This is a genomic window from Mycobacterium sp. B14F4, assembly GCF_039871645.1.
Taxonomy (GTDB): Bacteria; Actinomycetota; Actinomycetes; order Mycobacteriales; family Mycobacteriaceae; genus Mycobacterium.
Genome location: NZ_JBDPMF010000004.1, coordinates 406,630 through 427,280, shown reverse-complemented (window position 1 = coordinate 427,280; position 20,651 = coordinate 406,630). Strand labels below are relative to the sequence as shown.

22 protein-coding genes and 2 pseudogenes are annotated in these 20,651 nt (G+C 70.3%); 10 read left to right on the top strand and 14 right to left on the bottom strand.

Translation table 11 applies throughout. The features are described from left to right. Position 1 precedes the first annotated feature (1 nt). From ABGB19_RS14500 to ABGB19_RS14490, 3 genes are all read right to left on the bottom strand, one after another. On the bottom strand, positions 2-946 hold the full coding sequence (locus ABGB19_RS14500; protein WP_347686637.1) for an ankyrin repeat domain-containing protein: 945 nt from the start codon (positions 944-946) through the stop codon (positions 2-4). A 68-nt stretch (positions 947-1,014) separates the two neighbouring features. Further along, positions 1,015-1,323: a hypothetical protein gene (locus tag ABGB19_RS14495; protein ID WP_347686636.1), complete on the bottom strand. Its 309-nt coding sequence runs from the start codon at positions 1,321-1,323 to the stop codon at positions 1,015-1,017. A 199-nt stretch (positions 1,324-1,522) separates the two neighbouring features. Continuing rightward, on the bottom strand, positions 1,523-2,335 hold the full coding sequence (locus ABGB19_RS14490) for a hypothetical protein (protein ID WP_347686635.1): 813 nt from the start codon (positions 2,333-2,335) through the stop codon (positions 1,523-1,525). A gap of 45 nt (positions 2,336-2,380) precedes the next feature. Here ABGB19_RS14490 and ABGB19_RS14485 point away from each other — a divergent pair, with 45 nt between their 5' ends. The 3 genes from ABGB19_RS14485 to ABGB19_RS14475 all read left to right on the top strand — a co-directional run bounded on the left by ABGB19_RS14485 (position 2,381) and on the right by ABGB19_RS14475 (position 4,498). After that, entirely contained in the window at positions 2,381-3,691 is a 1,311-nt protein-coding gene (locus ABGB19_RS14485; protein WP_347686634.1) for an NAD(P)/FAD-dependent oxidoreductase, read from the top strand. A 33-nt stretch (positions 3,692-3,724) separates the two neighbouring features. After that, on the top strand, positions 3,725-3,916 hold the full coding sequence (locus tag ABGB19_RS14480) for a hypothetical protein (RefSeq protein ID WP_347686633.1): 192 nt from the start codon (positions 3,725-3,727) through the stop codon (positions 3,914-3,916). Between the two features lie 90 nt (positions 3,917-4,006). Beyond that, the gene (locus ABGB19_RS14475) at positions 4,007-4,498 is read left to right on the top strand and encodes an NUDIX domain-containing protein (protein ID WP_347686632.1); all 492 of its coding nucleotides are present in this window, start codon (positions 4,007-4,009) and stop codon (positions 4,496-4,498) included. 22 nt (positions 4,499-4,520) lie between these two features. Here the strand turns inward: ABGB19_RS14475 and ABGB19_RS14470 are convergent. The 5 genes and pseudogenes from ABGB19_RS14470 to ABGB19_RS14450 all read right to left on the bottom strand — a co-directional run. After that, positions 4,521-4,922, bottom strand: a pseudogene (locus tag ABGB19_RS14470) (nuclear transport factor 2 family protein); the annotation flags it as partial. After that, positions 4,919-5,794 (bottom strand): LLM class F420-dependent oxidoreductase, encoded by an 876-nt coding sequence (locus ABGB19_RS14465; protein WP_347686631.1) that lies wholly within the window; start codon positions 5,792-5,794, stop codon positions 4,919-4,921. The gene ABGB19_RS14465 and the pseudogene ABGB19_RS14470, both read right to left, overlap by 4 nt. Before the next feature lie 62 nt (positions 5,795-5,856). Beyond that, positions 5,857-6,783, bottom strand: a pseudogene (locus tag ABGB19_RS14460) (serine/threonine-protein kinase); the annotation flags it as partial. Between the two features lie 22 nt (positions 6,784-6,805). After that, positions 6,806-7,906 carry a PDR/VanB family oxidoreductase gene (locus tag ABGB19_RS14455; protein WP_347686630.1) on the bottom strand — a complete coding sequence of 367 codons (1,101 nt, stop codon included), beginning with the start codon at positions 7,904-7,906 and terminating at the stop codon, positions 6,806-6,808. Next, complete coding sequence (locus ABGB19_RS14450; protein ID WP_347686629.1) at positions 7,907-8,806, bottom strand: metal-dependent hydrolase; 900 nt, start codon at positions 8,804-8,806, stop codon at positions 7,907-7,909. Positions 8,807-8,901: 95 nt separating this feature from the next. Between ABGB19_RS14450 and ABGB19_RS14445 the strand changes: the two genes are divergently transcribed. Both ABGB19_RS14445 and ABGB19_RS14440 read left to right on the top strand, forming a co-directional pair. Further along, a complete protein-coding gene (locus tag ABGB19_RS14445) occupies positions 8,902-9,747 on the top strand; it encodes a lysophospholipid acyltransferase family protein (RefSeq protein ID WP_347686628.1) in 846 nt (281 codons plus the stop codon). Then, positions 9,744-10,178 carry an SRPBCC family protein gene (locus ABGB19_RS14440; RefSeq protein ID WP_347686627.1) on the top strand — a complete coding sequence of 145 codons (435 nt, stop codon included), beginning with the start codon at positions 9,744-9,746 and terminating at the stop codon, positions 10,176-10,178. Before ABGB19_RS14445 ends, ABGB19_RS14440 begins: the two co-directional genes overlap by 4 nt. A gap of 3 nt (positions 10,179-10,181) precedes the next feature. Here ABGB19_RS14440 and ABGB19_RS14435 read toward each other — a convergent pair whose 3' ends face one another. Together ABGB19_RS14435 and malQ are read right to left on the bottom strand one after the other, a co-directional pair. Continuing rightward, entirely contained in the window at positions 10,182-10,598 is a 417-nt protein-coding gene (locus ABGB19_RS14435) for a hypothetical protein (RefSeq protein ID WP_347686626.1), read from the bottom strand. 78 nt (positions 10,599-10,676) lie between these two features. Then, positions 10,677-12,809, bottom strand: a complete 2,133-nt coding sequence (malQ, locus tag ABGB19_RS14430) for a 4-alpha-glucanotransferase (RefSeq protein ID WP_347686625.1) — start codon at positions 12,807-12,809, stop codon at positions 10,677-10,679. Positions 12,810-12,942: 133 nt separating this feature from the next. On the opposite strand from malQ, the gene ABGB19_RS14425 reads away from it, so the two are divergent. Then, positions 12,943-14,142 carry an MFS transporter gene (locus ABGB19_RS14425; protein ID WP_347686624.1) on the top strand — a complete coding sequence of 400 codons (1,200 nt, stop codon included), beginning with the start codon at positions 12,943-12,945 and terminating at the stop codon, positions 14,140-14,142. Here ABGB19_RS14425 and ABGB19_RS14420 read toward each other — a convergent pair. Genes ABGB19_RS14420 through ABGB19_RS14405 form a run of 4 tightly spaced genes read right to left on the bottom strand, consistent with a single transcriptional unit; the run spans position 14,111 to position 16,325 of the window. Beyond that, the gene (locus ABGB19_RS14420) at positions 14,111-14,434 is read right to left on the bottom strand and encodes a multidrug efflux SMR transporter (RefSeq protein WP_347686623.1); all 324 of its coding nucleotides are present in this window, start codon (positions 14,432-14,434) and stop codon (positions 14,111-14,113) included. The two genes, ABGB19_RS14425 and ABGB19_RS14420, sit on opposite strands and share 32 nt — an antisense overlap. After that, positions 14,434-14,766, bottom strand: a complete 333-nt coding sequence (locus ABGB19_RS14415) for a multidrug efflux SMR transporter (RefSeq protein WP_347686622.1) — start codon at positions 14,764-14,766, stop codon at positions 14,434-14,436. The genes ABGB19_RS14420 and ABGB19_RS14415 overlap by 1 nt, the downstream gene beginning before the upstream one ends. 9 nt (positions 14,767-14,775) lie before the next feature. Then, positions 14,776-15,399 (bottom strand): helix-turn-helix domain-containing protein, encoded by a 624-nt coding sequence (locus ABGB19_RS14410; protein ID WP_347686621.1) that lies wholly within the window; start codon positions 15,397-15,399, stop codon positions 14,776-14,778. Continuing rightward, complete coding sequence (locus tag ABGB19_RS14405; RefSeq protein WP_347686620.1) at positions 15,396-16,325, bottom strand: oxygenase MpaB family protein; 930 nt, start codon at positions 16,323-16,325, stop codon at positions 15,396-15,398. Before ABGB19_RS14405 ends, ABGB19_RS14410 begins: the two co-directional genes overlap by 4 nt. 78 nt (positions 16,326-16,403) lie before the next feature. Between ABGB19_RS14405 and ABGB19_RS14400 the strand changes: the two genes are divergently transcribed. The 4 genes from ABGB19_RS14400 (at position 16,404) to ABGB19_RS14385 (ending at position 20,645) form a co-directional block, all read left to right on the top strand. After that, positions 16,404-17,960 (top strand): carboxylesterase/lipase family protein, encoded by a 1,557-nt coding sequence (locus ABGB19_RS14400; RefSeq protein WP_347686619.1) that lies wholly within the window; start codon positions 16,404-16,406, stop codon positions 17,958-17,960. 81 nt (positions 17,961-18,041) lie between these two features. Further along, on the top strand, positions 18,042-18,953 hold the full coding sequence (locus ABGB19_RS14395; protein ID WP_347686748.1) for a sterol desaturase family protein: 912 nt from the start codon (positions 18,042-18,044) through the stop codon (positions 18,951-18,953). Between the two features lie 29 nt (positions 18,954-18,982). Further along, a complete protein-coding gene (locus ABGB19_RS14390; RefSeq protein WP_347686618.1) occupies positions 18,983-19,465 on the top strand; it encodes a cation:proton antiporter regulatory subunit in 483 nt (160 codons plus the stop codon). A gap of 4 nt (positions 19,466-19,469) precedes the next feature. After that, on the top strand, positions 19,470-20,645 hold the full coding sequence (locus tag ABGB19_RS14385; RefSeq protein ID WP_347686617.1) for a cation:proton antiporter: 1,176 nt from the start codon (positions 19,470-19,472) through the stop codon (positions 20,643-20,645). Positions 20,646-20,651 lie beyond the last annotated feature (6 nt).

The window sequence follows — 20,651 nt, the reverse complement described above, 5'->3', positions numbered from 1 at the left end:
CTTAATCGCGCAGGGCGGCGACGACCTGCGACGCTCCGGTGGCCGCCGCCAGTTCGCGGTGGCGCTCGGTCACCTCGGCGCCGGCGCCGCGCAGGATGCCCACGACCTCGCTAACCGGGCCGGCCCGGTATCCGCTGAGCCGGGCACCGTCGGTCCACCACGACAGCAGCGCGTCCAGTCCGCGTGCCGGGTCGGCGCCGAGCTCGACCATCGCCGCGACGGTCGCGGGCAGAATGCCTCGCGCGGCCTGCTCGACCGGTTGGGCACCGCTCGGCAGTGGGGCGGTGACCGAGGCGCCGGCACGCACCAGCGCGCGCACGATCTCCGGGTTGACGTAGTCGTGGCCCGCATCGAGCAGGTGCATGGCCGTCGCTCCGCCGGAGTCGACGAGCGACGGGTCGATACCCTTCGCGAGCGCGTGGCGCAGGGCGACGACCCGGCCGAGACGGACGATCTCGTGCAGCACCGTGGTGAAGCGCCCGCCGTCCGCCGACAACTCGACGCGACGCCCCGCGTCGGCGCCGGCGTCGATCAGCGCGACGACCAGGCCGGCGCCCACCGAGCGCACGGCATACCACAGCGGCGAGGCGCCGCAGGGATCCACCGGATCGGGATCGGCGCCCATTGCCAGCAGCTCGATCACCGAGGAGTCGCCGCGTTCGGCCCGCCGGAACAGATCGACCACGTCCGGCGGCAACGGCACCGTCCACGCCGGCGGCACGACGCCGAGCGCGTCGAGGATCCGCAGTGCCCCGTCGCGCTTCTCGCCGAGGTCGAACCACGGCCACGGACCCGGCCCCCTGGCGACGAAGTCGGCGATCGGCATCCGCGACTCGGAGAACTGTGACCGGACGTCCTCGGATGTGGAGATCGACACGAGGTCGCCGCCGTCGCGCGAGACCACGACGAGTTCGGGTCCGTCCCGATAGCGGGCCAGTTCGGTCACCGCACCAGGATCGTGCACGCACGAAGAAAAGGGGCACCCTTTCGGATGCCCCTCACTTCGGCGCCGGACTACTTCACGTCGACGTAGACGATGCGGTCCTCAACCGTGGTGTAGTTGTGGCTGCTGCCGATCAGCGGGGCGCCGGCGTCGATCATGCTGTAGGTCTGACCCTGGCGGACGCCGACGACCTCGGCTCGATCCAGGGGGGTGTTGCCGAGCCGGTTGACGATCACGGTGTAGCCCTGGGCCCGCAGCCGGCCGATGGTCTGCTGGGCGTCGTCGGGTCCGGTGGGCGCGGCGGCGGCCGGCGCGGCCAGTCCGATCAGTGCTGCGGCCAGTCCGCTGATCACGGTGGCGGCGAATCCGAACTTCTTCATCTCGAGTTGCCTTCTTTCCGATCTGGTTCGAGCCGTGGAGCGAATGACGCGGTTCGGACGCGTTGTTCCGGCTTCTGAAGCATTCGTGCCGGTCTGACGGATTGAACCGCCAGTTGAGGGGTTTAATTCCGCTGGCAGAAATTGATCGGTGGTTGGCAGAAATCGATTGCGCAAGAGGCGATCAGCGGCGTCGAGCAAACTAGAGCAGACGACCGAACCGGGTGACGTTCAGTGGCCCGCCGACAGCGCTCAGCTGTGCGAGAAGGTCCTCGAGTCGGGTGCGCGGCATGTCGACGCGCCACTCCGGCACCCAGGCCGACAGCCGCACCACGCCGGGCGCGAAGGTGACCCCGGTGAGCAGCACGCCGTGCGGCAGTTCGGGCAGCCGGACGGGATAGGCCGGAGTGCGGTGCGGCAGCCTCCACCGCGACCGGCGCAACACGAGGCCTCGCGGTTTGAGCCACAGCGTGGAGCCGTCGAGGCGGGCGTCGACCTCGAGATGACCGGCCGCCGGCCTGCGCGCCAACCGCAGCCGCGCGACGCCGTCGGCTCCGACCTCGCCGCACAGCCGCGGCGCGGCCCAGCGGAACAGGTCGTCGAGGACCGGCGCGGGCACCTCCAGCGTCAGCTCGACGGGGGCGGCCACGAGGACGGGCGGCACCGTCGGCCGCATGTGGACGTTGTGCATCACCACCGCGGCGTGCTCGAACTCGCTTGTGCTCCAGCGGATGTCGCGGGCGGCAAGTCGGACGTCGTTGAGCTGGCCGACCGAAAGTGCGCGCACGTCGAGCCGCGAGTCGAACTCGGTGACGGTGAGCGTCAGATCGCCCCGGTCCAGGCTGACGGTCAGCCGCCTGCCCACCACCAGCCGCCGAACGGTCATGAACAGCGTCCGGTACGCGGCCGCCGCGCCACTGCTCACCGGAGCGACCGCGGCGGTAGTCCACAGCGAGGCCAACATGTCGATGGGCCGGAACGGATCGAATCGGCGCAGCGAGCGCGGGCGCGTCATGGCTCAAGCATCCCCGCTCGGGGCCGGTTCCGTACAGTGGGGCCGGTGACGTCCGTGGTAATCGTCGGCAGCGGGTTCACCGGATTCGAATGCGCACGCCACCTGGCCAGGAAGTTCCGCAAGAACGGTGCCGCCGTCGACATCTCGATCATCTCGCCGGTCGACTACATGCTGTACACGCCGCTGCTCCCGGACGTCGCGGGCGGCCTGGTCGACGCGCGCTTCGTCGCCATCCCGTTGGCCAACACGCTGCGCGGGGTGCAGGCGATCCGCGGCAGGGTCGACCGCGTCGACTTCGACGGTCGCACCGTCACCTTCACCGACCCCGAGGAGCGCTCGCGGCTGGTGTCGTGGGACCGGCTGGTGCTCACCCCCGGTTCGGTGACCCGGCTGTTCGACGTGCCGGGGCTCGCCGAGCACGCGCGAGGGCTCAAATCCACCGCCGAGGCGCTGTACCTGCGCGACCACGTGCTGCAGCAGCTGGAGCTGGCCGACGTCGACGACGACGCGGGCCGGGCCGCGGCGCGGCGGACGATCGTGGTGGTCGGCGCGTCGTACTCGGGCACCGAGCTGGCCGTCCAGCTGCGCGCGCTGGCCGATTCGGCGGCCAAGCAGATGGGCTTCGACCCGGATGCGGTGCAGTTCGTTCTGCTGGATATGGCCGAGCAGGTGATGCCGGAGGTGGGGGAGAAGCTCGGCGCCGCCGCGCAGCGGGTGCTGCGGTCGCGGGGCATAGATGTGCGCCTCGGCGTCACGCTCAAGGAGGTGCACGCTGAACACGTTGTGCTCAGCGATGATTCGCTGATTCGGACACACACCGTCGCATGGGTCACCGGCGTGACCGGGGCGCCGCTGATCGAGAACCTGGGGCTGCCGACCGAGAAGGGCCGGCTCAAGGTCACCACCGAGTTGGAGGTGCCCGGCCATCCGGGGGTGTTCGCCGCGGGCGACGCGGCGGCGGTACCGGACCTGACGCAGCCCGGCTCGATCACCCCGCCGACCGCCCAGCACGCCACGCGACAGGGAAAGGTCTTGGCGCGCAACGTCGCTGCCAGCCTCGGCTACGGCAAGGCCAAGCGGTACAAGCACCGCAACATGGGTCTGGTCGTCGACCTCGGCCCTCGCTACGCCGTCGCCAACCCGCTCAACATCCAATTGTCCGGCCTTCTCGCCAAGGTCGTGACCCGCGCGTACCACGTCTACGCCATCCCGCGCGGGGTCAACCGGTGGGCGGTGACGCTGGCCTACCTGACGGACCTGTTCTGGGACCGCTCGGTGGTCTCGTTCGGGCTGTCGTCACGGGAGGACGCGCGGTTCTCGGCCAGCGAGGGCATCCCGATGGCCAGCGCCGACTGATTCAAACCCCCTTCTGCGGGGAACTGAGACGGCATGGCTACTTATCGCGTGCTGAACCCCCGAGGCGAGGTTGTCGACACCAAGGACATCGAGAGCGCCGACGACGCACACGCCTGGTTCGTCGACCAGAAGGCCGAGCCGGAACTGGGCTGGCGCATGGAGGTCAAGTCCGATGACGGAGACTGGGCCTTCTTCGACGACAGCGAGGGTGACCGCAAATACTGAGCGCTCGCGGCCGGTGACCGTGCGCAACGTGGTGTTTTTCCGCGGCGTGTCCTGTGCAAACACGCACCCTCGCGGAAAAAGGTGAGTGGCGTGGCCAAGCTGAGCGCGGGTCTGCTGCTGTACCGGGTCACCGCAGGCGGCGTCGAGGTGCTCATCGTCCATCCGGGCGGCCCGTTCTGGGCCCGCCGGGACGAGGGGGCCTGGTCGATCCCGAAGGGCGAATACCAACAGGGTCAGGACCCGTGGACGGTCGCGCGCCGCGAGTTCACCGAGGAGACGGGCAAGCCACCACCCGACGGACCGCGCATCGACTTCGCGCCGGTCAGACAACCCGGCGGCAAGCTCGTGACGGCCTTCGCCGTACGCGGCGACCTCGATCTGGAGGGCACGCACTCCAACACCTTCACGCTGGAATGGCCGAAGGGGTCGGGCACGCTCAGGGAGTATCCCGAGGTCGACCGGGTGGCTTGGTTTTCCGTGGCTGAGGCTCGGTCGAAGCTGCTGAAGGGTCAGCGGCCGCTGCTCGACCGTCTGCTGGCGGTAATCGAAGGCGGCGAATCGGCCGGCTCTCGATCGCGTTGATGGTCAGCGCGCGACCGTGGATGCGCCAACCGGCACGGGTGCGCAGGTACTCGTCGTCGTAGCGCAGGTGCCACACCAGATCGGTGACCGTGTTGTCGGCGATCGTCCAATGGTGGGCGATGCAGGTGATCCGGCCCAGCGCGTAGTCCGTCTCGTCGCCGGCGGCGTACACCTCGCCGACGATCGCGTGCTCGGTGCGCGCCACCGCAGACATCGAGGCCAGCGCGGCCATGGCCGCGCGCACGCCGTCGCGGCCGTGATGGCGGCGCACCGGCTCCAACGACCGCGGCGGGTCCGGCAGCCGCAATTCGGCTGTCTCGGTGAACAGTTCGACGACGTCATCGAACCGGCGGTCATCGACGGCCGAGGCGTAGAGATGCACGAGGTCGGCCACCGCCAACCGGTCGGGAGCGGCCAGCCTCATGCCGTCAGCCCCAGCCGCCGTGCGCACGCCGACAAGGCGTCGCACGCTTCGGCGATGTCGGAGGTCGGCGGCATGGCCAGCACCAGGCGGTCGGCGCCCAGCGCCTCGAGCTTGCCCGCGCGCTCGGCGTCGACCTTCGTCACCAGGTGGCCCAGCGAGAGCTCCAGTACGTCCGGGTCGCGCCCGCACCGCTGGGCCTCTTCGCGCATCAGGGCGACGAGCCCGGTGAGCTGCGCGCCGCCGACGCCGAGTGGCTGGAAGCCGTCGCCGAGACGGCCCGCCCGCCTGGCCGCGGCCCTACTGTGCCCACCGATGTGGATCGGCACGGCCGCGGCCGGCTTCGGGTAGCTCATCGCGTGCGCGAAGTCGAAGAACTCGCCATGGTGGTCGACCCCGCCGGGCCGGTCCTCCCACAGCAGGCGCATCACCTCGATCTGTTCGTCGGCGCGACGACCGCGGGTGGCGAAATCCGTTCCGCAGGCTTCGATCTCCTCTTTGAGCCAGCCCATGCCCACGCACAGCCGCAGCCGACCGCCGGAGAGCGCGTCGAGCGTGGCCACCCGCTTGGCCAGCACGACGGGATGGTGGTTGGGCAGCACCAGCACGCCGGTCGCCAGCCCGAGCCGGTTGGTCTGGCCGGCCAGAAAGGCAAGCAGGTCAAGGGGATCGGGCACCACACAGTCGGCGGGCAGCTCCACCCGGCCGGACGCGTCGTACGGGTAGACGCTGGTGTACTGCGACATGAGAACGGTGTGCTCGACCGCGACCACCGACTCGAAACCGCAGCCCTCGAGGTGCCGCGCGAACGCGGCCATGAAGGCGGGGTCCGCGGTGACGCCCGCAGCGACGGGTGCGATGACGGCGTATTTCATGGCAGGGCAGCCAGTCCGTTGCTCTCGCGGATCTCACGCCGGCATTCGCGGCGGGTCATCCCGGTCTGTTGCATACTCACCCGCACCGGCGACCGGCCGGGGGCCGTCGCGATCGGTGACAGCCGGGTGCCGTCGTCACCCGCCGGGGCGACACCGAGCTGGTGGCTCAGCGCCCTGGCGAAGTCCGCGCACCGATCGAAGCGGTCTTTCGGGTCCTTGGCGAGCGCTTTGGCCAGCACCGGGTCCAGGCCTGCGAGTTCCGCACGCCTGGCCCCGATGGCCGGCGGAGCCGCGGACAGATGCTGGCTGATGACGACGGCCGGGTTGGAATGCTGGAACGGCGGCGCGCCGGTCAACAGGTGAAAAGCGGTGGCGGCCAATGCGTACTGATCGGCGCGGCCGTCCAGCTGCTCGCCCTTGAGCTGCTCGGGTGCGGCATACGACACGGTGCCCACCGTCATGTTGGTGGCCGTCAACCCGCTGATGTCGTTGGCCCACCTGGCGATCCCGACGTCCGCCAACAAGATTCGCTGGTCGCCGGATTCGGGGTGGGCGAGCAGGATGTTGGCGGGCTTGACGTCGCGGTGCAGCAGGCCGCGCTGGTGGGCGTAGTCGAGCGCATCGGCGACCGCAGTGACGATGGCCGCCACCTCGCACTTGGGCATGCCGTCGGGGTGGCGGTCGCGCAGCAGCAGGGCGGCATCGGTGCCCTCCACGTAGTCCATCGAGATCCAGATCTGACCCTCGTGGTCGCCGCGGTCGTGCACGCCCACGATGTGCGGATGCCACAGCGTGGCGGCGATGTCGGCCTCGCGGTTGAACCGCTGTCGGTACTCCTCGTCGGCCGACACCGAGGCGGGCAGCACCTTGAGCGCGTCGCGGCGCGGCAGCCGCGGGTGCTGGGCCAGATACACCTCGCCCATTCCACCGGAACCGAGTTGTCGCACGATGGTGTATCCGGCGAAGGTCGCGCCATCGGCCAGCGGCATGGGCGAATAGTACGAGAAGCGGCTACAGGTCGAGCGTCAGATCGGAACCCTCGGCGGCGCGCGAGACGCAGATCAGCATGTGCTGCTCACGCTCGGGGCCGGTGAGCAGCGTGTCGCGGTGGTCGACCGCGCCGGCCACCACCCGGGTGCGGCAGGTGCCGCAGAAGCCCTGCTGACACGAGTAGGCGGCGGGCACCCCCGCCCGGCCCAGCGCCGCCAGCAGCGTCTCGTCGGCGCCGACGGGGACGGTCGCGCCGGTCGAGGCGACCGTCACCGAGAATTCCCTGCCGTCGACGACGGGCGGCGCGGCGAACCGCTCGAAGTGCAGTTCGACGTCGTCGCGGCCGACCAACCGGGCGCGGACCGCGGTCAGCATCGGTGCGGGCCCGCAGGCGTACACCGCGGTCCCGTCGGCGCAGTCACCCAGCAGTTCCCCGGCGCTCGGCAGACCGGCGACGTCGTCGGTGCGGATGTGGACTCGGTCGCCGAAGCGCGCGACCTCGTCGACGAACGGCAGGCTGTCGCGGCTGCGGCCGGCGTACACCATCGACCAGTCGATGCCCAGCCGCTGCGCCAGGCCAAGCATCGGCAGGATCGGCGTGATCCCGATGCCGCCCGCGACGAACCGCAGCCGCCTGGTCGGCGAGCCGAAGCCGGGCACGGTCAGCGGGAACGCGTTGCGCGGCCCGTGCGACGTCACCGTGGCGTCGGGCGCAAGGCCGTGCATCTCGATCGACCCGCCGCCACCGTCGGGGATGCGCCGCACCGCCACGCGATAAGACTCCGGGGTCTGCGGGTCTCCGCACAACGAGTACTGGCGAAGCAGGCCGCTGGGCAGGCGCACGTCGATGTGCGCGCCCGGATGCCAGCGGGGCAGCGGGTCGCCGTCGGCGGCCGTCAGCGTCAGCGCCACCACGTTCTCGTCGTGGGCCACCACCTGCCGGTCGGCGACGCGTAGGACGAGGCTCTGGTCGCGCTCCGCCGGCGGCGCCACCCGGCGTGTCGCGGCGGCCAGCGCCTCCATGCCGGAGATCACCGCGTCGGCGAGGCCGAGCGACAGATACCGGCGCTCCGGCCGCAGCGGATTGGCCGGCAGCCGCCGGTACCGTTCCCGCAGCCCCATCTACAGGTGCGCGGCGCGCGCGGCGGGGGAGGTGGCCAGGTACGCGACGGCCTGGGCGGTGGAGCCCATCTCCTCGGGTGAGTAGCCGGGCCGGAAATACGTCAGGGTGTTGACCCCGAACAATCTGCGAAATTCGGGCAGCAGGCCGAGCTTCGAGTCGCGCATCCGCAGCCGCTGCATCTGCCACCAGCCGATGTCGATGTTCGGGTCGGACTTGAGCAGATACCAGGTGCCGCGCTGGAAGAACGCGAACATGACGGTCGCCGCCAGCACCATGGCCCTGATCCGATCGGGATAGCTGTTGTGGAAGTACACCGCCGCATCGTGGGCGACGCAGCGGTGCTCGACCTCCTCGCTGCCGTGCCAGCGGAACAGGTCGACCATCGTCGGGTCGGCGCCGTGGGTGTCCCAGTTGGAGTTGAGCGCGAAGTCGCCGAGCACCGCGGTGTAATGCTCGATCGCCGCGATCAGCCACAACCGCTCGCAGAGGTTGTTGAGCCGCCGTTCGGGATCGGCGGAAGTCGTTGGCGCCAAGATCTTTCCGAACATGTAGTCAACCAGTTCGAGCATCGGGGTCGGGTCGACGCCGTTGCCGGTGAGGAACTCGGAGATGACGTGGTCGTGCGCCGCGGCGTGCGTGGCTTCCTGGCCGATGAACCCGCGGATGTCGTCGGCGAGCCTGGGGTCCTTCACCAGCGGGAGCGCCTCGTTGTACGTCCTGACGAACCAGTGCTCGGCGGCGGGCAGCACCACGTTGAACAGGTTGATCATCGTCGAGGCGACGGGATGACCGGGAATCCATTCCAGGGGGATGCCGGACAGGTCGAAATGCACGTGGCGAGCCTGGATCTGCACGGGCCCGGGATCGATCTCCCGGTCGAAGCGGCGCGGTCGCAACATGTCGGCCTCCTGTCGACGCTGTCGTGTATCGCAGTTTAGAGAACTAGGTGGGAACGCAGGTTTCAGGTTCGCCCGCCATGTCAATATGTCGTTTCATGGCAGGGATCGAGGACCTTCTCGAGTGGGCCAAGCAGCAAGTGTCGGCCCGGGTCCCGAGAGCCGACCTGGACCAGCGCGACCCCGACTACATCCGCGAGCAACTGCCGGGGTTGTGGCTGCTGGCCTCGCTATACTTCCGCGCCGACGTCCGCGGCCTCGAGCGGATCCCGTCCGACGGTCCGGTGCTGCTCGTCGGCAACCACAGCGGAGGTAACCTCCCGCCCGACACCTTCGTCTTCACGCTGGCGTTCTGCTCCTATTTCGGCGTCGAGCGGCCGTTCTACCAACTCGCACACAACCTCGTCGTCTCGATGCCCGGTCTGGGCTCGCTGCGCAAGTTCGGCACCGTCGCCGCCAACTACGACAACGCCACGCTGGCGCTGAAATCCGGTGCGGCCCTGTTGGTGTACCCAGGCGGCGACTACGAGGTGTTCCGGCCGTCGTGGAAGCGCCACGACGTCGACTTCGGCGGCCGCAAAGGCTACGTCAAGCTCGCCCGCGACGCCGGGGTGCCGATCGTGCCGGTCGCCAGCGTGGGCGGTCAGGAGGCGGCCCTGTTCCTCGACCGCGGGCAGTGGCTGGCCAAGCTGCTGATGGTCGACAAGACCGCGCGCCTGAAGAGCGTGCCCATCCTGCTGGCACCGCCGTGGGGCCTGGCCGTCAGCGACATGATTCCGCGCCTGCCCCTGCCGACGAAGATCGCGATCGAGGTGCAGGACCCGATCGACGCCGACGACATCACGGCCAGCGACGACGACGTCGTCAACGACAAGGTGCTGAGCAGCCTGCAGGCGGGTGTCGACAGGCTGGCGGCGCAGCGACGGTTCCCGGTGCTGGGATGAGGGTGCAACGGCAGTGCGTCATCGACGCCGACCGGGACAGCGTCTGGAAGGTGGTCAGCGACCCGGGCTGCTACCCGGAGTTCATGGCGAGCCTCAACCGGTTCGAGACGCTGACCGAGGGGCCGGCCACCCTGGGTGCCCGCTACACCGTGCACTGGAAGGTGGGTTCGGTGCCGATCGGGGGCACGGTGGAGTTGGTCGAGTTCGACCCGCCGCGTGAACTGTCCTGGACCGCGCTGACCGGGGTGTCCCAACGCGGCCGGTTCCGGCTGCGCGAGACCGACGACGGACGCACGAAGGTGACGTTCCGGCTGTCCTACGAGTCGGCGGGCAACGTGCTCGGGCTGATCGCCGACCGGGTGGCCGCGCGCCAGGTCGGGCGCAATATGAGCAGGACGCTGACGAACCTGCGCCAGATGGTCGAGGGCTGACCGTCAGGCGGGCGGCGGGGCGCCGGCGCCCGGAGCCCCCTGGATCGGTACGACGGGCGTCGGGGTCACGGTGGTGATGCCGTTGGCACCGACCGTGGGACCACCGGCGGGGCCCATCTCCGCGATCATGTCGACGGCCTTCTGGCTGCAGTCCAGCATCAGCAGCATCCGGCCGCCGGAGGTGATCTTCTGCTGGTCGACCAGGCACTGGGCCTGCGGCAGCTCACTGCCGACCGAGCCACCGAAGTAGGCCTTGATGCCCTGCTGCTTGAGGATCTGCAGTGCCTTGTTGTACGGCTCGCCGACCACGCTGTAGTTCGGCTGGGACATGGCTACGCCCGAACCCACAATGCCCGCGCCCACCAGCGCGGCGGAACCGACGGCCACGAGCCCCCCGCTGAGCACAACAAGCTTCTTCACGTGATCTCTCCTCGGTCGGTGCGCTGCGAACATATCGCAGACGTGACGAATGTGAAACCGGAGACGAGGCCCCCCGCGTTACACCGGCGGATGCACCGCCGACCGCATCGTGTGAGCCAGCGCGGCCGCTCGCGCATCGTCGAACACATCCTCGAGCAGCAGTTTCTTACCGTCCGGACCGCTCAGCGGCACCCGCCAGTTCGGGTACTCGTCGGTGGTACCCGGCTGGTTCTGGGTGCGCACGTCGCCGACGGCGTCGGCGAGTGACAGGGCCAGCAGCCGCGACGGCGTGCGGCCCAGATAGCGGTGCAGGGCCTCGACGATCCCGGCGACGTCGGTGCGGTCGACGTCGTCGCCCAGCAGCCCGGCACGGCGCAACTCGTCCAGCCAGGCGCCCTGCTGTTCGCGGTCGGCGGCCAGTTCCTCCTCGGCGGGCCGGGTCAGCAGCCCGAGCTCCTCGCGCAGCCGGACGTGTTCCCCGGCGAGATAACCCGCCGTCGGCGGCAGGTCGTGGGTGGTCACCGCGGACAGGCAGAATTCGCGCCAGCGCTCGGCGGGCAGCGGCCCGCCCGCGCCGTCGCGGTCCATCTCGAACCACAGGATCGACGTCCCGAACAGGCCTCGCTCGTGCAGGTAGTCGCGCACCCACGGCTCGACGGTGCCCAGGTCCTCACCGACGACGACGGCCCCGGCGCGGTGCGCTTCGAGCGCCACGATCCCGATCATCGCCTCGTGGTCGTAGCGCACGTAGGTGCCCTCGGTGGGCGGTGCGCCATGCGGGATCCACCAGAGCCGGAACAGGCCGATGATGTGGTCGATGCGCACCCCGCCCGCGTGCCGAAGTACCGCGTTGACGAGCGCGCGGAACGGTTCGTACGCCTGCTTCTCGAGTTGGTCCGGGCGCCACGGGGGCTGCGACCAGTCCTGGCCGAGCTGATTGAACTCGTCGGGTGGGGCGCCCGCGGTGACACCGAGCGCCAGCACGTCCTGCAGTGCCCAGGAGTCGGCGCCGTCGGGGTCGACACCGACCGCGAGGTCGTGCATGACGCCCAGGCCCATCCCGGCCTGCAGCGCGGTGGCCTGCGTGGCGGTGAGCTGGTCGTCGAGTTGCCACTGCAGCCAGCGGTGAAAGTCGACGGCCTGGGGGTTGGCGGCGGCGAAGAGGGCGACCGCCGGGGCGGCCGGATGCTGCAGTTCGGCCGGCCACCGATGCCAGTCGCCGCCGTATTCCTCGGCCAGCGCACACCAGGTGGCGAAGTCGTCGAGGCTCGTGCCCTCCCGCTCGCGGTAGGCGGCATAGGCCAGGTCCCGGCCCGCCGAGCGCGGTACCTGATAGACGGCGTACAACGCGGCGCGTTTGATCTTCCATGCGGAGTCGCGGTCCACCTGCTCGGCGCGGTCGGCGCGCGTTTGCACGTAGTCGCGCGCCTTGCGCATGCGGCCACGACGGCGGACGTAGGCGTACTCGGGTACGGCCTCCACCCGCAGGTAGATCGGGTTGACGTAGCGCCGCGAGGTCGGCAGGTAGGGGGACGGCTCCATCGGTCCGGTGGGGGCGGCCGCATGCAGCGGGTTGACCAGGATGAAGCCGGCCCGATGCGTGGCCGTGGACCACACCGCGAGGTCCGTCAGGTCGGTGAGATCGCCGATGCCCCAGGACCTCTCGGAGCGGACGCTGTAGAGCTGAGTGGCCAGTCCCCACTGCCGCCCGGACGGGGGCTCCAGCGACGCGGGGGAGACGATGATCGCCGTTCCGATGTCCGAGGAACCGACCTGCAGATGCAGGCGGTGGTATCCGATCGGCAGGTCGGCGGGCAGCTCGAATGTCGCCTCGCCGATCAGCCGACCGTCGAGATCGTAAGGGGGACGGTTGTTTTCGAGCTGACGCAGGCCGGTGCGCACCGAGCCGTCCTCGAGGCGGAGCCACAGGCCGACCGGGTCGCCGTGGGTGACGTGGACCCAGAAGGGTCTGGCGGCGCCGGCACGGCCGACGATCACCGGCGGCAGCGACCTCGCCCAGTAGCCGCGGTCGAGCGCGACCAGGGCGGCGGCCCGGTCGTCCTCGGTGCCCGCCGCCACACCGAGGGCATCCAGCACCGAGATCAGCGTCGTCTCGGCGACCGCGATGCTTCTGCCGGTCCAGTCCTCGTACTCGGTTGCCACCCCGTAGCGGCGCGCCAACTCGGCCAGAGACGCGTCGGGCTCAGTCATATCGGCAATCTTGCCCGGTCGCTGCCGGCAGCGCGCTTCAACACGATCGCTCACGTACCCGTTGGCGCGCACCCCAACCACGCGCACAGCGCACGTTCGCGGCGCGCAGACCGATCTCGGTAGGGTCGGCCGAATGGCGCCCGACCGCGACGACAGGGCCGGGACGCAGCGCCGCCGGGCCCGGATCGCGGTCGCCGCGCTTTTCCTCAGCAACGGCGCGCTGTTCGCCAACCTGCTGCCGCGCTACCCGGAGATCAAGTCCGACCTGCAGTTGTCCAACGCCGTCTACGGCGGGGCGATCGCGGCGTTCTCCGCCGGTGCGCTGGTGGCGGGACTGACGGCGGCCACGCTGATCCGGCGGTACCGGTCCTCGCGGGTCGCGGTGGTCGGCACCTTGGGCATCGCCGCGTTCGTCGTGATGGCCGGCGTGGCCGGGAGTCCGGTGACGTTGGCGGCGGCGCTGTTCGTCGCCGGCGCATCCGACGCGGTCACCGACGTCGCGCAGAATGCGCACGGATTGAGACTGCAGCGCGCCTACGGCCGGTCCATCATCAACTCCTTTCACGCCGTGTGGTCGGCGGGCGCGATCGTCGGCGGGCTGATGGGCGCCGCCGCGATCGCCCTCGACATCTCGCGCACTGCGCACCTGACGAGCGCCGCGGTGATCTTCAGTGCCGTCGTCGTGATCGCCTACCCGTACCTGCTCAAGGGGCCCGACCACGACGATCATCCGGCCACGCGGAGCGGCGGCGGGGGCGGCTCCGGAACCGCGGTGTACGCGGCGCTGCTGGCGCTGGTTGTGATCGCGGTCGCAGGCGCCACCGTGGAGGACGCCGGAAGTTCCTGGGCGACACTGTATCTGCGTGACACCCTGGGCGCGCCGGGGGCGGTCGCCGTGTTCGGCTACGTCGCGCTGGCGGGGGCGATGTTCGTGGGACGGCTGGTCGGTGACCGCCTCGTCGACCGGTTCGGCGAGCGTGCGGTGGTGCGCGCGGGCGGATTCATCACGGCGGCGGGCATGGGGGCGGCACTGGCGTTCCCGTCGGTGCCCGGCACCATCGCCGGCTTCGCCGCCGCCGGGTTCGGCGTGGCCAGCCTGATCCCGGCCGCGATGCATCGCGCGGATCAGCTGCCCGGACTGCGGCCGGGCAGCGGCCTGACCGCCGTGACGTGGCTGATGCGGATCGGGTTCTTCGGCGCGCCGCTGGTCGTCGGGGTGGTCGCCGATGCGACGAGCCTGCGGGCCGGCCTGCTGATCGTCCCGGTGGCAGGGGTGGTGGTGCTGGCGCTGGCCGGCGTGCTCAGTGCGCGGCACCGGCCAGTTCGATCGTGAGCACACCCGCGACGACGAGGGCGATGCCCGACACCATCATCCAGGTCAACGGTTCGGCGAACAGCACGCGCGTGACGAGCGCGACCAGCGCGACACCGCACGCCGTCCACACCCCGTAGGCGATACCGACCGGCATTCCGAGGGCCAGCGTCAACCACAGCAGATAGAACGACGCCAGATATCCCACCACCACGGGAGCGATCCACGCCTTCCTGCGGAAGCCGTCGGATGCCCGCAGCGACAGCGTCGCGACGACCTCGATGACGATCGCGCCCGCCAGCGTCCACCACATCACGACTCGGCCCCGGAGTGCGAGCCCAGTTCGATCAGAAGCACGCCGACGATGATGAGCCCGATACCGGCGACGATCGGCCAGGTGAACGGGTCACCGAAGATGACCGCGGCCAGCATCACCGTGCACGCGGTGCCCAGCGCTCCCCAGATGCCGTAGGCAACGCCGACGGGGATCCCGGCGCGCAGCACCATGGTCAGCAACGCGAACGCGCCGACGTAGCCGGCGACGACCAACAGCAACCAGGTCGAATGGTCTTGTGAGGCACGCAAAGACAGGGTCGCGGCCACCTCGGTGACGATCGCCCCGCACAGGAGCGCCCACTTGGTCACGCGACCAACCTAACCGAGGGCGCGTTCCACCATCGGAGTCAGCACCTCCCGGGCGAACCGGCGCAATTCGGCGTCGTCGCCGAAGTCCGGGTCGGTGGGCGGCATCGTGATGTAGGTGAAGAACAACCGGGAGAACACATCGGCGACCCAGCGCACCGGTTGGGTGGGGCTGCCCGGCGCCTCGCCGTGGATGTAGTTGGCGATGAACGCCGAACCCATCCTGAGCAGTTCGGCCGACTCGGCGATCGGCGCGGGTTCCGCCTGCCCGGCTCGGCGCAGCACCGGATGTGCACGGGCGAAGGCGACCGCCGCGATGAAGGCGTCGGCCACCCCGTCGTGGGGGTCGTCGACGGCGTCGATCGCGTCGGCGACGGCGGCGAGGAAGCGCTGGGTCTCGCGGCGGACCAACGCCTCGACGAGGTCGTCGCGGCGGGGGTAACGGCGGTAGGCGGTCATCCTGGACACGCCAGCGCGGCGGACGATGTCCTCTACCGTAATCCGTTGCAGCCCAACGGCTCCTGCCTCCTGCAGTGCGGCATCGAGGATGCGCCGGCTGGTCCGGTCCGCCGCCTCGTCGACGTTGTCGCGCGCCGGCGCGCCGCCCACCGCGCCGATCAGTACGGCGTCGATCACGTCAGCGCGGGTTCGGTCGCGGCGCCGGCGGCCCGCGCCCGCGCCCGCTCGGCGTAGCGCGGGGTACCGAACGCCCAGCGCAACTGGTGGGCGTCGAACCGCAGCGCCGGTTCGATGAGCCGGCGGGTCAGCGCGGTCGGCCGGTCGTAGCCGATGAGCTCGCGTGCCCACCGGGGTGCGCGGCTCATGCCGGCGTAGATCGCGAAGCGGTGCAGTCGACGGTCGACCGGTGCCGGGAGGTTGGGGAAGAAGGGCGAGGTCATCAGGAAGTCCAGGAACTCGCGGGTCTGCGCGTTGACGCTCAACCGCGGCCGCATCGTCGCGACGTAGTCGTCGAGTTCGGCCGTGGTGGTCGGCACCCAGTCGGCGCCGCCCATCCTGCCGATCACCGCCTGCTCGCCCAGGTAGCGATCCCGTTCCTGTTGCGACAGCGGCCTTTTCGTGTGCTCAAACGCACGCAGGATCATCCAGGGGATACAGGTGTGCACCCAGGCGATCAGCTCCGGGTCCAGTGCGCGGTAGGCCACCCCGTCGGGCCGGGTTCCAGTGACGAAGGAGTGCACGTGCCGGACCCGCTCGATGGCCCGCGTCGCGGCCTCGGTGTTGCCGAACGTGGTGGTGAGCACGTAACCGAGCGTCGCGCGGGCGCGCTGGAAGGGGTCCTCGCGGTAGTTCGACAGGTCCTGGACACCGGCGATCACCGATGGATGCAGGATCTCCAGCACGATGGCGGGCAGTCCGGCCTGCGACACCGCGGCGAGGTCGGCATTGATCTCCCATGACACGCTGTCCGGCCCGAGCAGGCCGGGGTCGCCGGGCGGCCCGCCGTACACCGCCGGATCGTCGTGCCGACCGGCGCCCCGCTCGAAATCGGCGACGATACGCCGGCGCAGGCGGTCACCCGCTGGTATGAATGTGACACTCATCTCATCAGATATACCACCACGGCGGCCTCGTGAGTAGCCTGATGTGGCTGTTTCTTCATCGAGACGAGGAGTCTTTTCATGACGGCCGATGCCAGGCGCGCGACCGACGACCGCCTCGTCGTCGACACCGCGTACGGTCCGGTCCGCGGTGTGGACGACGGCACCGTCAAGGTGTGGAAGGGCATTCGCTACGCGGCCGCGCCCGCCGGGGACCTGCGGTGGCGGGCGCCGCAGCCGCCGCAGCGGTGGTCCGAGCCCGCCGATGCGACCAAGGTCGGTCCGGTGTGCCCGCAGCCGACCGATCCGCGGATCCCGATCGACCTCGGCGCGCCGCAGGGCGACGACTGCCTGAGCCTGAACGTGTGGGCGGCCTCGGACACCGAACCCGGCGCGGACAAGCCGGTCCTGGTGTGGCTGCACGGCGGCGCCTACATCCTGGGCTCGTCGGCCCAGCCCCTGTACCACGGCCGCGCGCTGGCCTCCGGCGGCGACGCCGTCATCGTCACCGTCAACTACCGGTTGGGCGCGCTGGGTTTCCTCGACCTGTCCGCGTACGGCGACGCCTTCGCCACCAACCTCGGCCTGCGCGACGTGCTCTTCGCCCTGCAGTGGGTGCGCGACAACATCGCCGGGTTTGGGGGAGACCCGTCGCGCGTCACCCTGTTCGGGGAGTCGGCGGGCGCGGGCATCACCACCACCCTGCTCGGCAGCCCCGCCGCCGCGGGCTTGTTCGGCGCCGCGATCGCGCAGAGCTCGCCCGCCACGTCCATGTACGACCGCGAGCGCGCGCAGCGGGTCGCCGCACTGTTCCTCGACGAGCTGGGCATGCGGTCCGAGGAGGCCGCCGGGCTGACGTCGGTGCCGACGAACGTGCTGCTGGCCGCCTCGAAGCGGGTCTTCGACGACATTCCGGTCCGCACCCCCGGGACGTTGGCGTTCGCCCCGATCATCGACGGTGACGTCGTGCCCGGCAATCCGGTCAAGCTGGCCCGCGAGGGCCGCACGCACCCCGTCCCGTTGATCATCGGCACCAACAAGCACGAGGCGGCACTGTTCCGCTGGATGAAGTCGCCGTTGATGCCGATCACGCCGACGGCGATCCGCGCGATGTTCGCCGAGATCGCCGCCGAACAGCCGGAGCTCGAGCTGCCCGGCGAGGAACGGATCCGGGCCGCCTACCGCGGCCGCGGCAAGCGGATCGGCATGGGCGTCGCCCGCGACATCGGCTTCCGGATGCCGTCCGTCTGGTTCGCCGAAGGCCACCGCGAGGTCGCGCCGACCTACCTGTACCGGTTCGACTTCGCCACCCCGATGCTGCGCCTGCTGCGTCTCGGCGCCGCCCACGCCACCGAATTGCCCTACGTCTGGGGCAATCTCGTCGCGGGTCCCAAGGACCCCACCTTCAAGCTGGGCGGACTGAAGGCGGGCACGGCGGTGTCGGAGCGCATGCGCCGGCGCTGGTTGTGCTTCGCCGCCCACGGCACCCCGGACAGCGCGGCGGGCGACCCGCCGTGGCACCCCTACCGCGCAGACGACCGGGCGACGCTGATCATCGACGCCCAGGACACGGTCGTCGAGGATCTCGACCGCGACCTGCGGCTGGCGTGGGGCGATCAGGTGCTCAGCTTCCGCTGAGTCGTATGCTTTGCCCGGAGGGTGGCTGGAGGTGTTGATGTGGACCTGAACGGTGCGTTGTCCCACGTGCTGCCACCGCTGATGCACGACCCGGTGACGTTCGCGGTGCCGTTCTTCCTACTGCTGCTGATCATCGAGTGGGCCGCCGCGCGCAAGCTCGCCCACGAGACCGCGGACGTGAGGAGCATCAACGAGTCAGCCGAGCGCGCGCCTGCGGGGGCGTACCTGCGCGCCGACGCGTGGGCCAGCATCTGGATGGGCGTGGTGTCGATCGGCACCAGCGGCGTGCTCAACTTCGTCGCGCTGCTGGGCTACGCCGCGCTGTACGTCTACGTCGCGCCGTGGCAGTTGCCCGCCGATGCCTGGTACACGTGGGTGATCGCGATCGTCGGCGTGGATCTGCTCTACTACCTCTACCACCGGATCGCTCACCGGGTGAGGCTGATCTGGGCCACCCATCAGGCGCACCACTCCAGCCAGTACTTCAACTTCGCCACGGCGCTGCGGCAGAAGTGGAACATCAGCGGCGACGTCTTCCTGCGCGCGCTGCTGCCGCTCTTCGGAGTGCCGCCCTGGATCGTGTTCGCCAGCTTCTCCATCAACCTCGTCTACCAGTTCTGGATTCACACCGAACGCATCGGAAAGCTCTGGCGGCCAATCGAGTTCGTCTTCAACACGCCGTCGCACCATCGGGTGCACCACGGGATGGACGCGCAGTACCTGGACAAGAACTACGGTGGCATCTTCATCGTGTGGGATCGGCTGTTCGGCAGCTTCGCCGCCGAAACCGTGCGCCCGCACTACGGGCTGACCAAGCAGGTGGCGACGTACAACATCTGGACGCTGCAGACCCATGAGTACGTCGCGATCGCGCGCGACGTGCGCCGGGCGACGCGCTGGCGGGACAAGGTCGGCTACGTCTTCGGCCCGCCCGGCTGGGAGCCCGTGCCGCAGCGCGCCACGGTCGGGCAATCGGCCGGAGTAACCGTCTGATCCGGCGGCCGACACCGCAGTATGTAGGTATGGACGTCAGAGAGGTGCTGCTGCCCGGCGTCGGGTTGCGCTACGAGTTCGACAACAGCGACGGCGACCGCATCGGCGTGGTCGCCAGGCGCACCGGCGACTTCGAGGTCGTCATGTATCCGAGGGATGACCCGGACCAGGCCCAGGAGGTCTTCCGGCTGACACAGGAGGAGGCCGACGCGGTGGCGCAGATCCTGGGCGCGCCGCGCATCGCCGAGCGCTTCGCCGATCTCACCCGAGAGGTGCCCGGGCTGAACGCCGGACAGGTGGCGGTGGCACCGGACAGCCCGTTCGTCGACCACCCGCTCGGCGACACCCGCGCCCGCACCCGCACCGGAGCGTCGATCGTGGCGATCGTGCGCGACGACGCCGTGCTCGCGTCGCCCGGGCCCACCGACATCCTGCGGGCCGGCGACGTCCTGGTGGTCATCGGCACCGAGCAGGGCATCTCGGGCGTCGAAGACCTCGTGACCCGGGGTTGATGCGGTGCCGATCTCGACGGCGCTGCTTCTCGAGCTCGGCGTCATCCTCACCGTGCTCACCGTCCTGGGCGGCGTCGCGCGCCGGTTCGCGCTCTCGCCGATTCCGATCTACCTGCTGGTGGGCCTGGCGCTCGGGGATGGCGGATTGGCGCCGATACCCGCGGCGGGGGAGTTCCTGCGCACCGGCGCGTCGATCGGTGTGGTGCTGCTGCTGCTGACGCTGGGGTTGGAGTTCACCATCCCCGAGTTCGCCAGCAGCCTGCGCAAACACATGCCGTCCGCGTGGGTGGACTTCGTGCTCAACGCGGCGCCGGGCGCGATCGCCGGTGCGCTGCTGGGCCTCGACGCGGTGGGGATCATCGCCCTGGCCGGCGTCACCTGGATCTCGTCGTCGGGGGTCATCGCCCGGCTGCTGGCCGACCTGCGCCGCCTAGGCAACCGCGAGACACCGGCCGTGCTGTCGGTCCTCGTGCTCGAGGATTTCGCGATGGCCGCCTACCTGCCGCTGCTGGCCGTCCTCGCTTCAGGCGGCAGCCTGCTGCAGGCCCTCTTGGGGATGGCCATCGCCGTCTCCGCGTTGATCGTCGCCTTCCTGGTCTCCTACCGGTGGGGCCATCACGTCGGGCGGCTCGTGGCCCATCCGGACGACGAACAGCTGCTGCTGCGCATCCTCGGGCTGACTCTGATCGTCGCCGCGCTGGCCGAGTTCGTGCACGCCTCGGCGGCCGTCGGCGCGTTCCTGGTCGGGCTGACGCTGACCGGTGACACCGCCGGCCGTGCCCGCACGGTGCTGAGCCCGCTGCGCGACCTGTTCGCGGCGGTGTTCTTCCTGGCCATCGGATACTCGGTGGATCCGGCCGACCTCGCGCCGATGCTGCCGGCCGCCGTCGCGCTCGCGGTGGTGACGGGCTTGACGAAGGTGCTGACCGGGGTGTTTGCCGCGCGCCGGGAGGGGGTGGCGCGGCCGGGTCAGCTGCGCGCCGGGACCGCGCTGATCGCCCGCGGCGAGTTCTCGCTCGTCATCATCGGACTGGTCGGCGCCTCGATCCCGCAAGTGAGTGCGGTCGCGACGCCGTACGTGTTCATCCTCGCCATCGCCGGCCCGGTACTGACCCGCTTCATCGGCGGACGACGCCGTGTCAGGCGTCGTTCTGCGGCGGCCCCACCGAAGGCGCCGTAGTCTCCG

Excerpts from the sequence above, each read along its gene's own strand:
- ABGB19_RS14495 (WP_347686636.1), bottom strand. The coding sequence starts at position 1,323 with ATGAAGAAGTTCGGATTCGCCGCCACCGTGATCAGCGGACTGGCCGCA.
- ABGB19_RS14490 (WP_347686635.1), bottom strand. The coding sequence starts at position 2,335 with ATGACGCGCCCGCGCTCGCTGCGCCGATTCGATCCGTTCCGGCCCATC.
- ABGB19_RS14480 (WP_347686633.1), top strand. The coding sequence starts at position 3,725 with ATGGCTACTTATCGCGTGCTGAACCCCCGAGGCGAGGTTGTCGACACC.
- ABGB19_RS14465 (WP_347686631.1), bottom strand. The coding sequence starts at position 5,794 with ATGAAATACGCCGTCATCGCACCCGTCGCTGCGGGCGTCACCGCGGAC.
- ABGB19_RS14455 (WP_347686630.1), bottom strand. The coding sequence starts at position 7,906 with ATGGGGCTGCGGGAACGGTACCGGCGGCTGCCGGCCAATCCGCTGCGG.
- ABGB19_RS14450 (WP_347686629.1), bottom strand. The coding sequence starts at position 8,806 with ATGTTGCGACCGCGCCGCTTCGACCGGGAGATCGATCCCGGGCCCGTG.
- ABGB19_RS14445 (WP_347686628.1), top strand. The coding sequence starts at position 8,902 with ATGGCAGGGATCGAGGACCTTCTCGAGTGGGCCAAGCAGCAAGTGTCG.
- ABGB19_RS14440 (WP_347686627.1), top strand. The coding sequence starts at position 9,744 with ATGAGGGTGCAACGGCAGTGCGTCATCGACGCCGACCGGGACAGCGTC.
- malQ (WP_347686625.1), bottom strand. The coding sequence starts at position 12,809 with ATGACTGAGCCCGACGCGTCTCTGGCCGAGTTGGCGCGCCGCTACGGG.
- ABGB19_RS14425 (WP_347686624.1), top strand. The coding sequence starts at position 12,943 with ATGGCGCCCGACCGCGACGACAGGGCCGGGACGCAGCGCCGCCGGGCC.
- ABGB19_RS14420 (WP_347686623.1), bottom strand. The coding sequence starts at position 14,434 with ATGTGGTGGACGCTGGCGGGCGCGATCGTCATCGAGGTCGTCGCGACG.
- ABGB19_RS14405 (WP_347686620.1), bottom strand. The coding sequence starts at position 16,325 with ATGAGTGTCACATTCATACCAGCGGGTGACCGCCTGCGCCGGCGTATC.
- ABGB19_RS14400 (WP_347686619.1), top strand. The coding sequence starts at position 16,404 with ATGACGGCCGATGCCAGGCGCGCGACCGACGACCGCCTCGTCGTCGAC.
- ABGB19_RS14395 (WP_347686748.1), top strand. The coding sequence starts at position 18,042 with ATGCACGACCCGGTGACGTTCGCGGTGCCGTTCTTCCTACTGCTGCTG.
- ABGB19_RS14390 (WP_347686618.1), top strand. The coding sequence starts at position 18,983 with ATGGACGTCAGAGAGGTGCTGCTGCCCGGCGTCGGGTTGCGCTACGAG.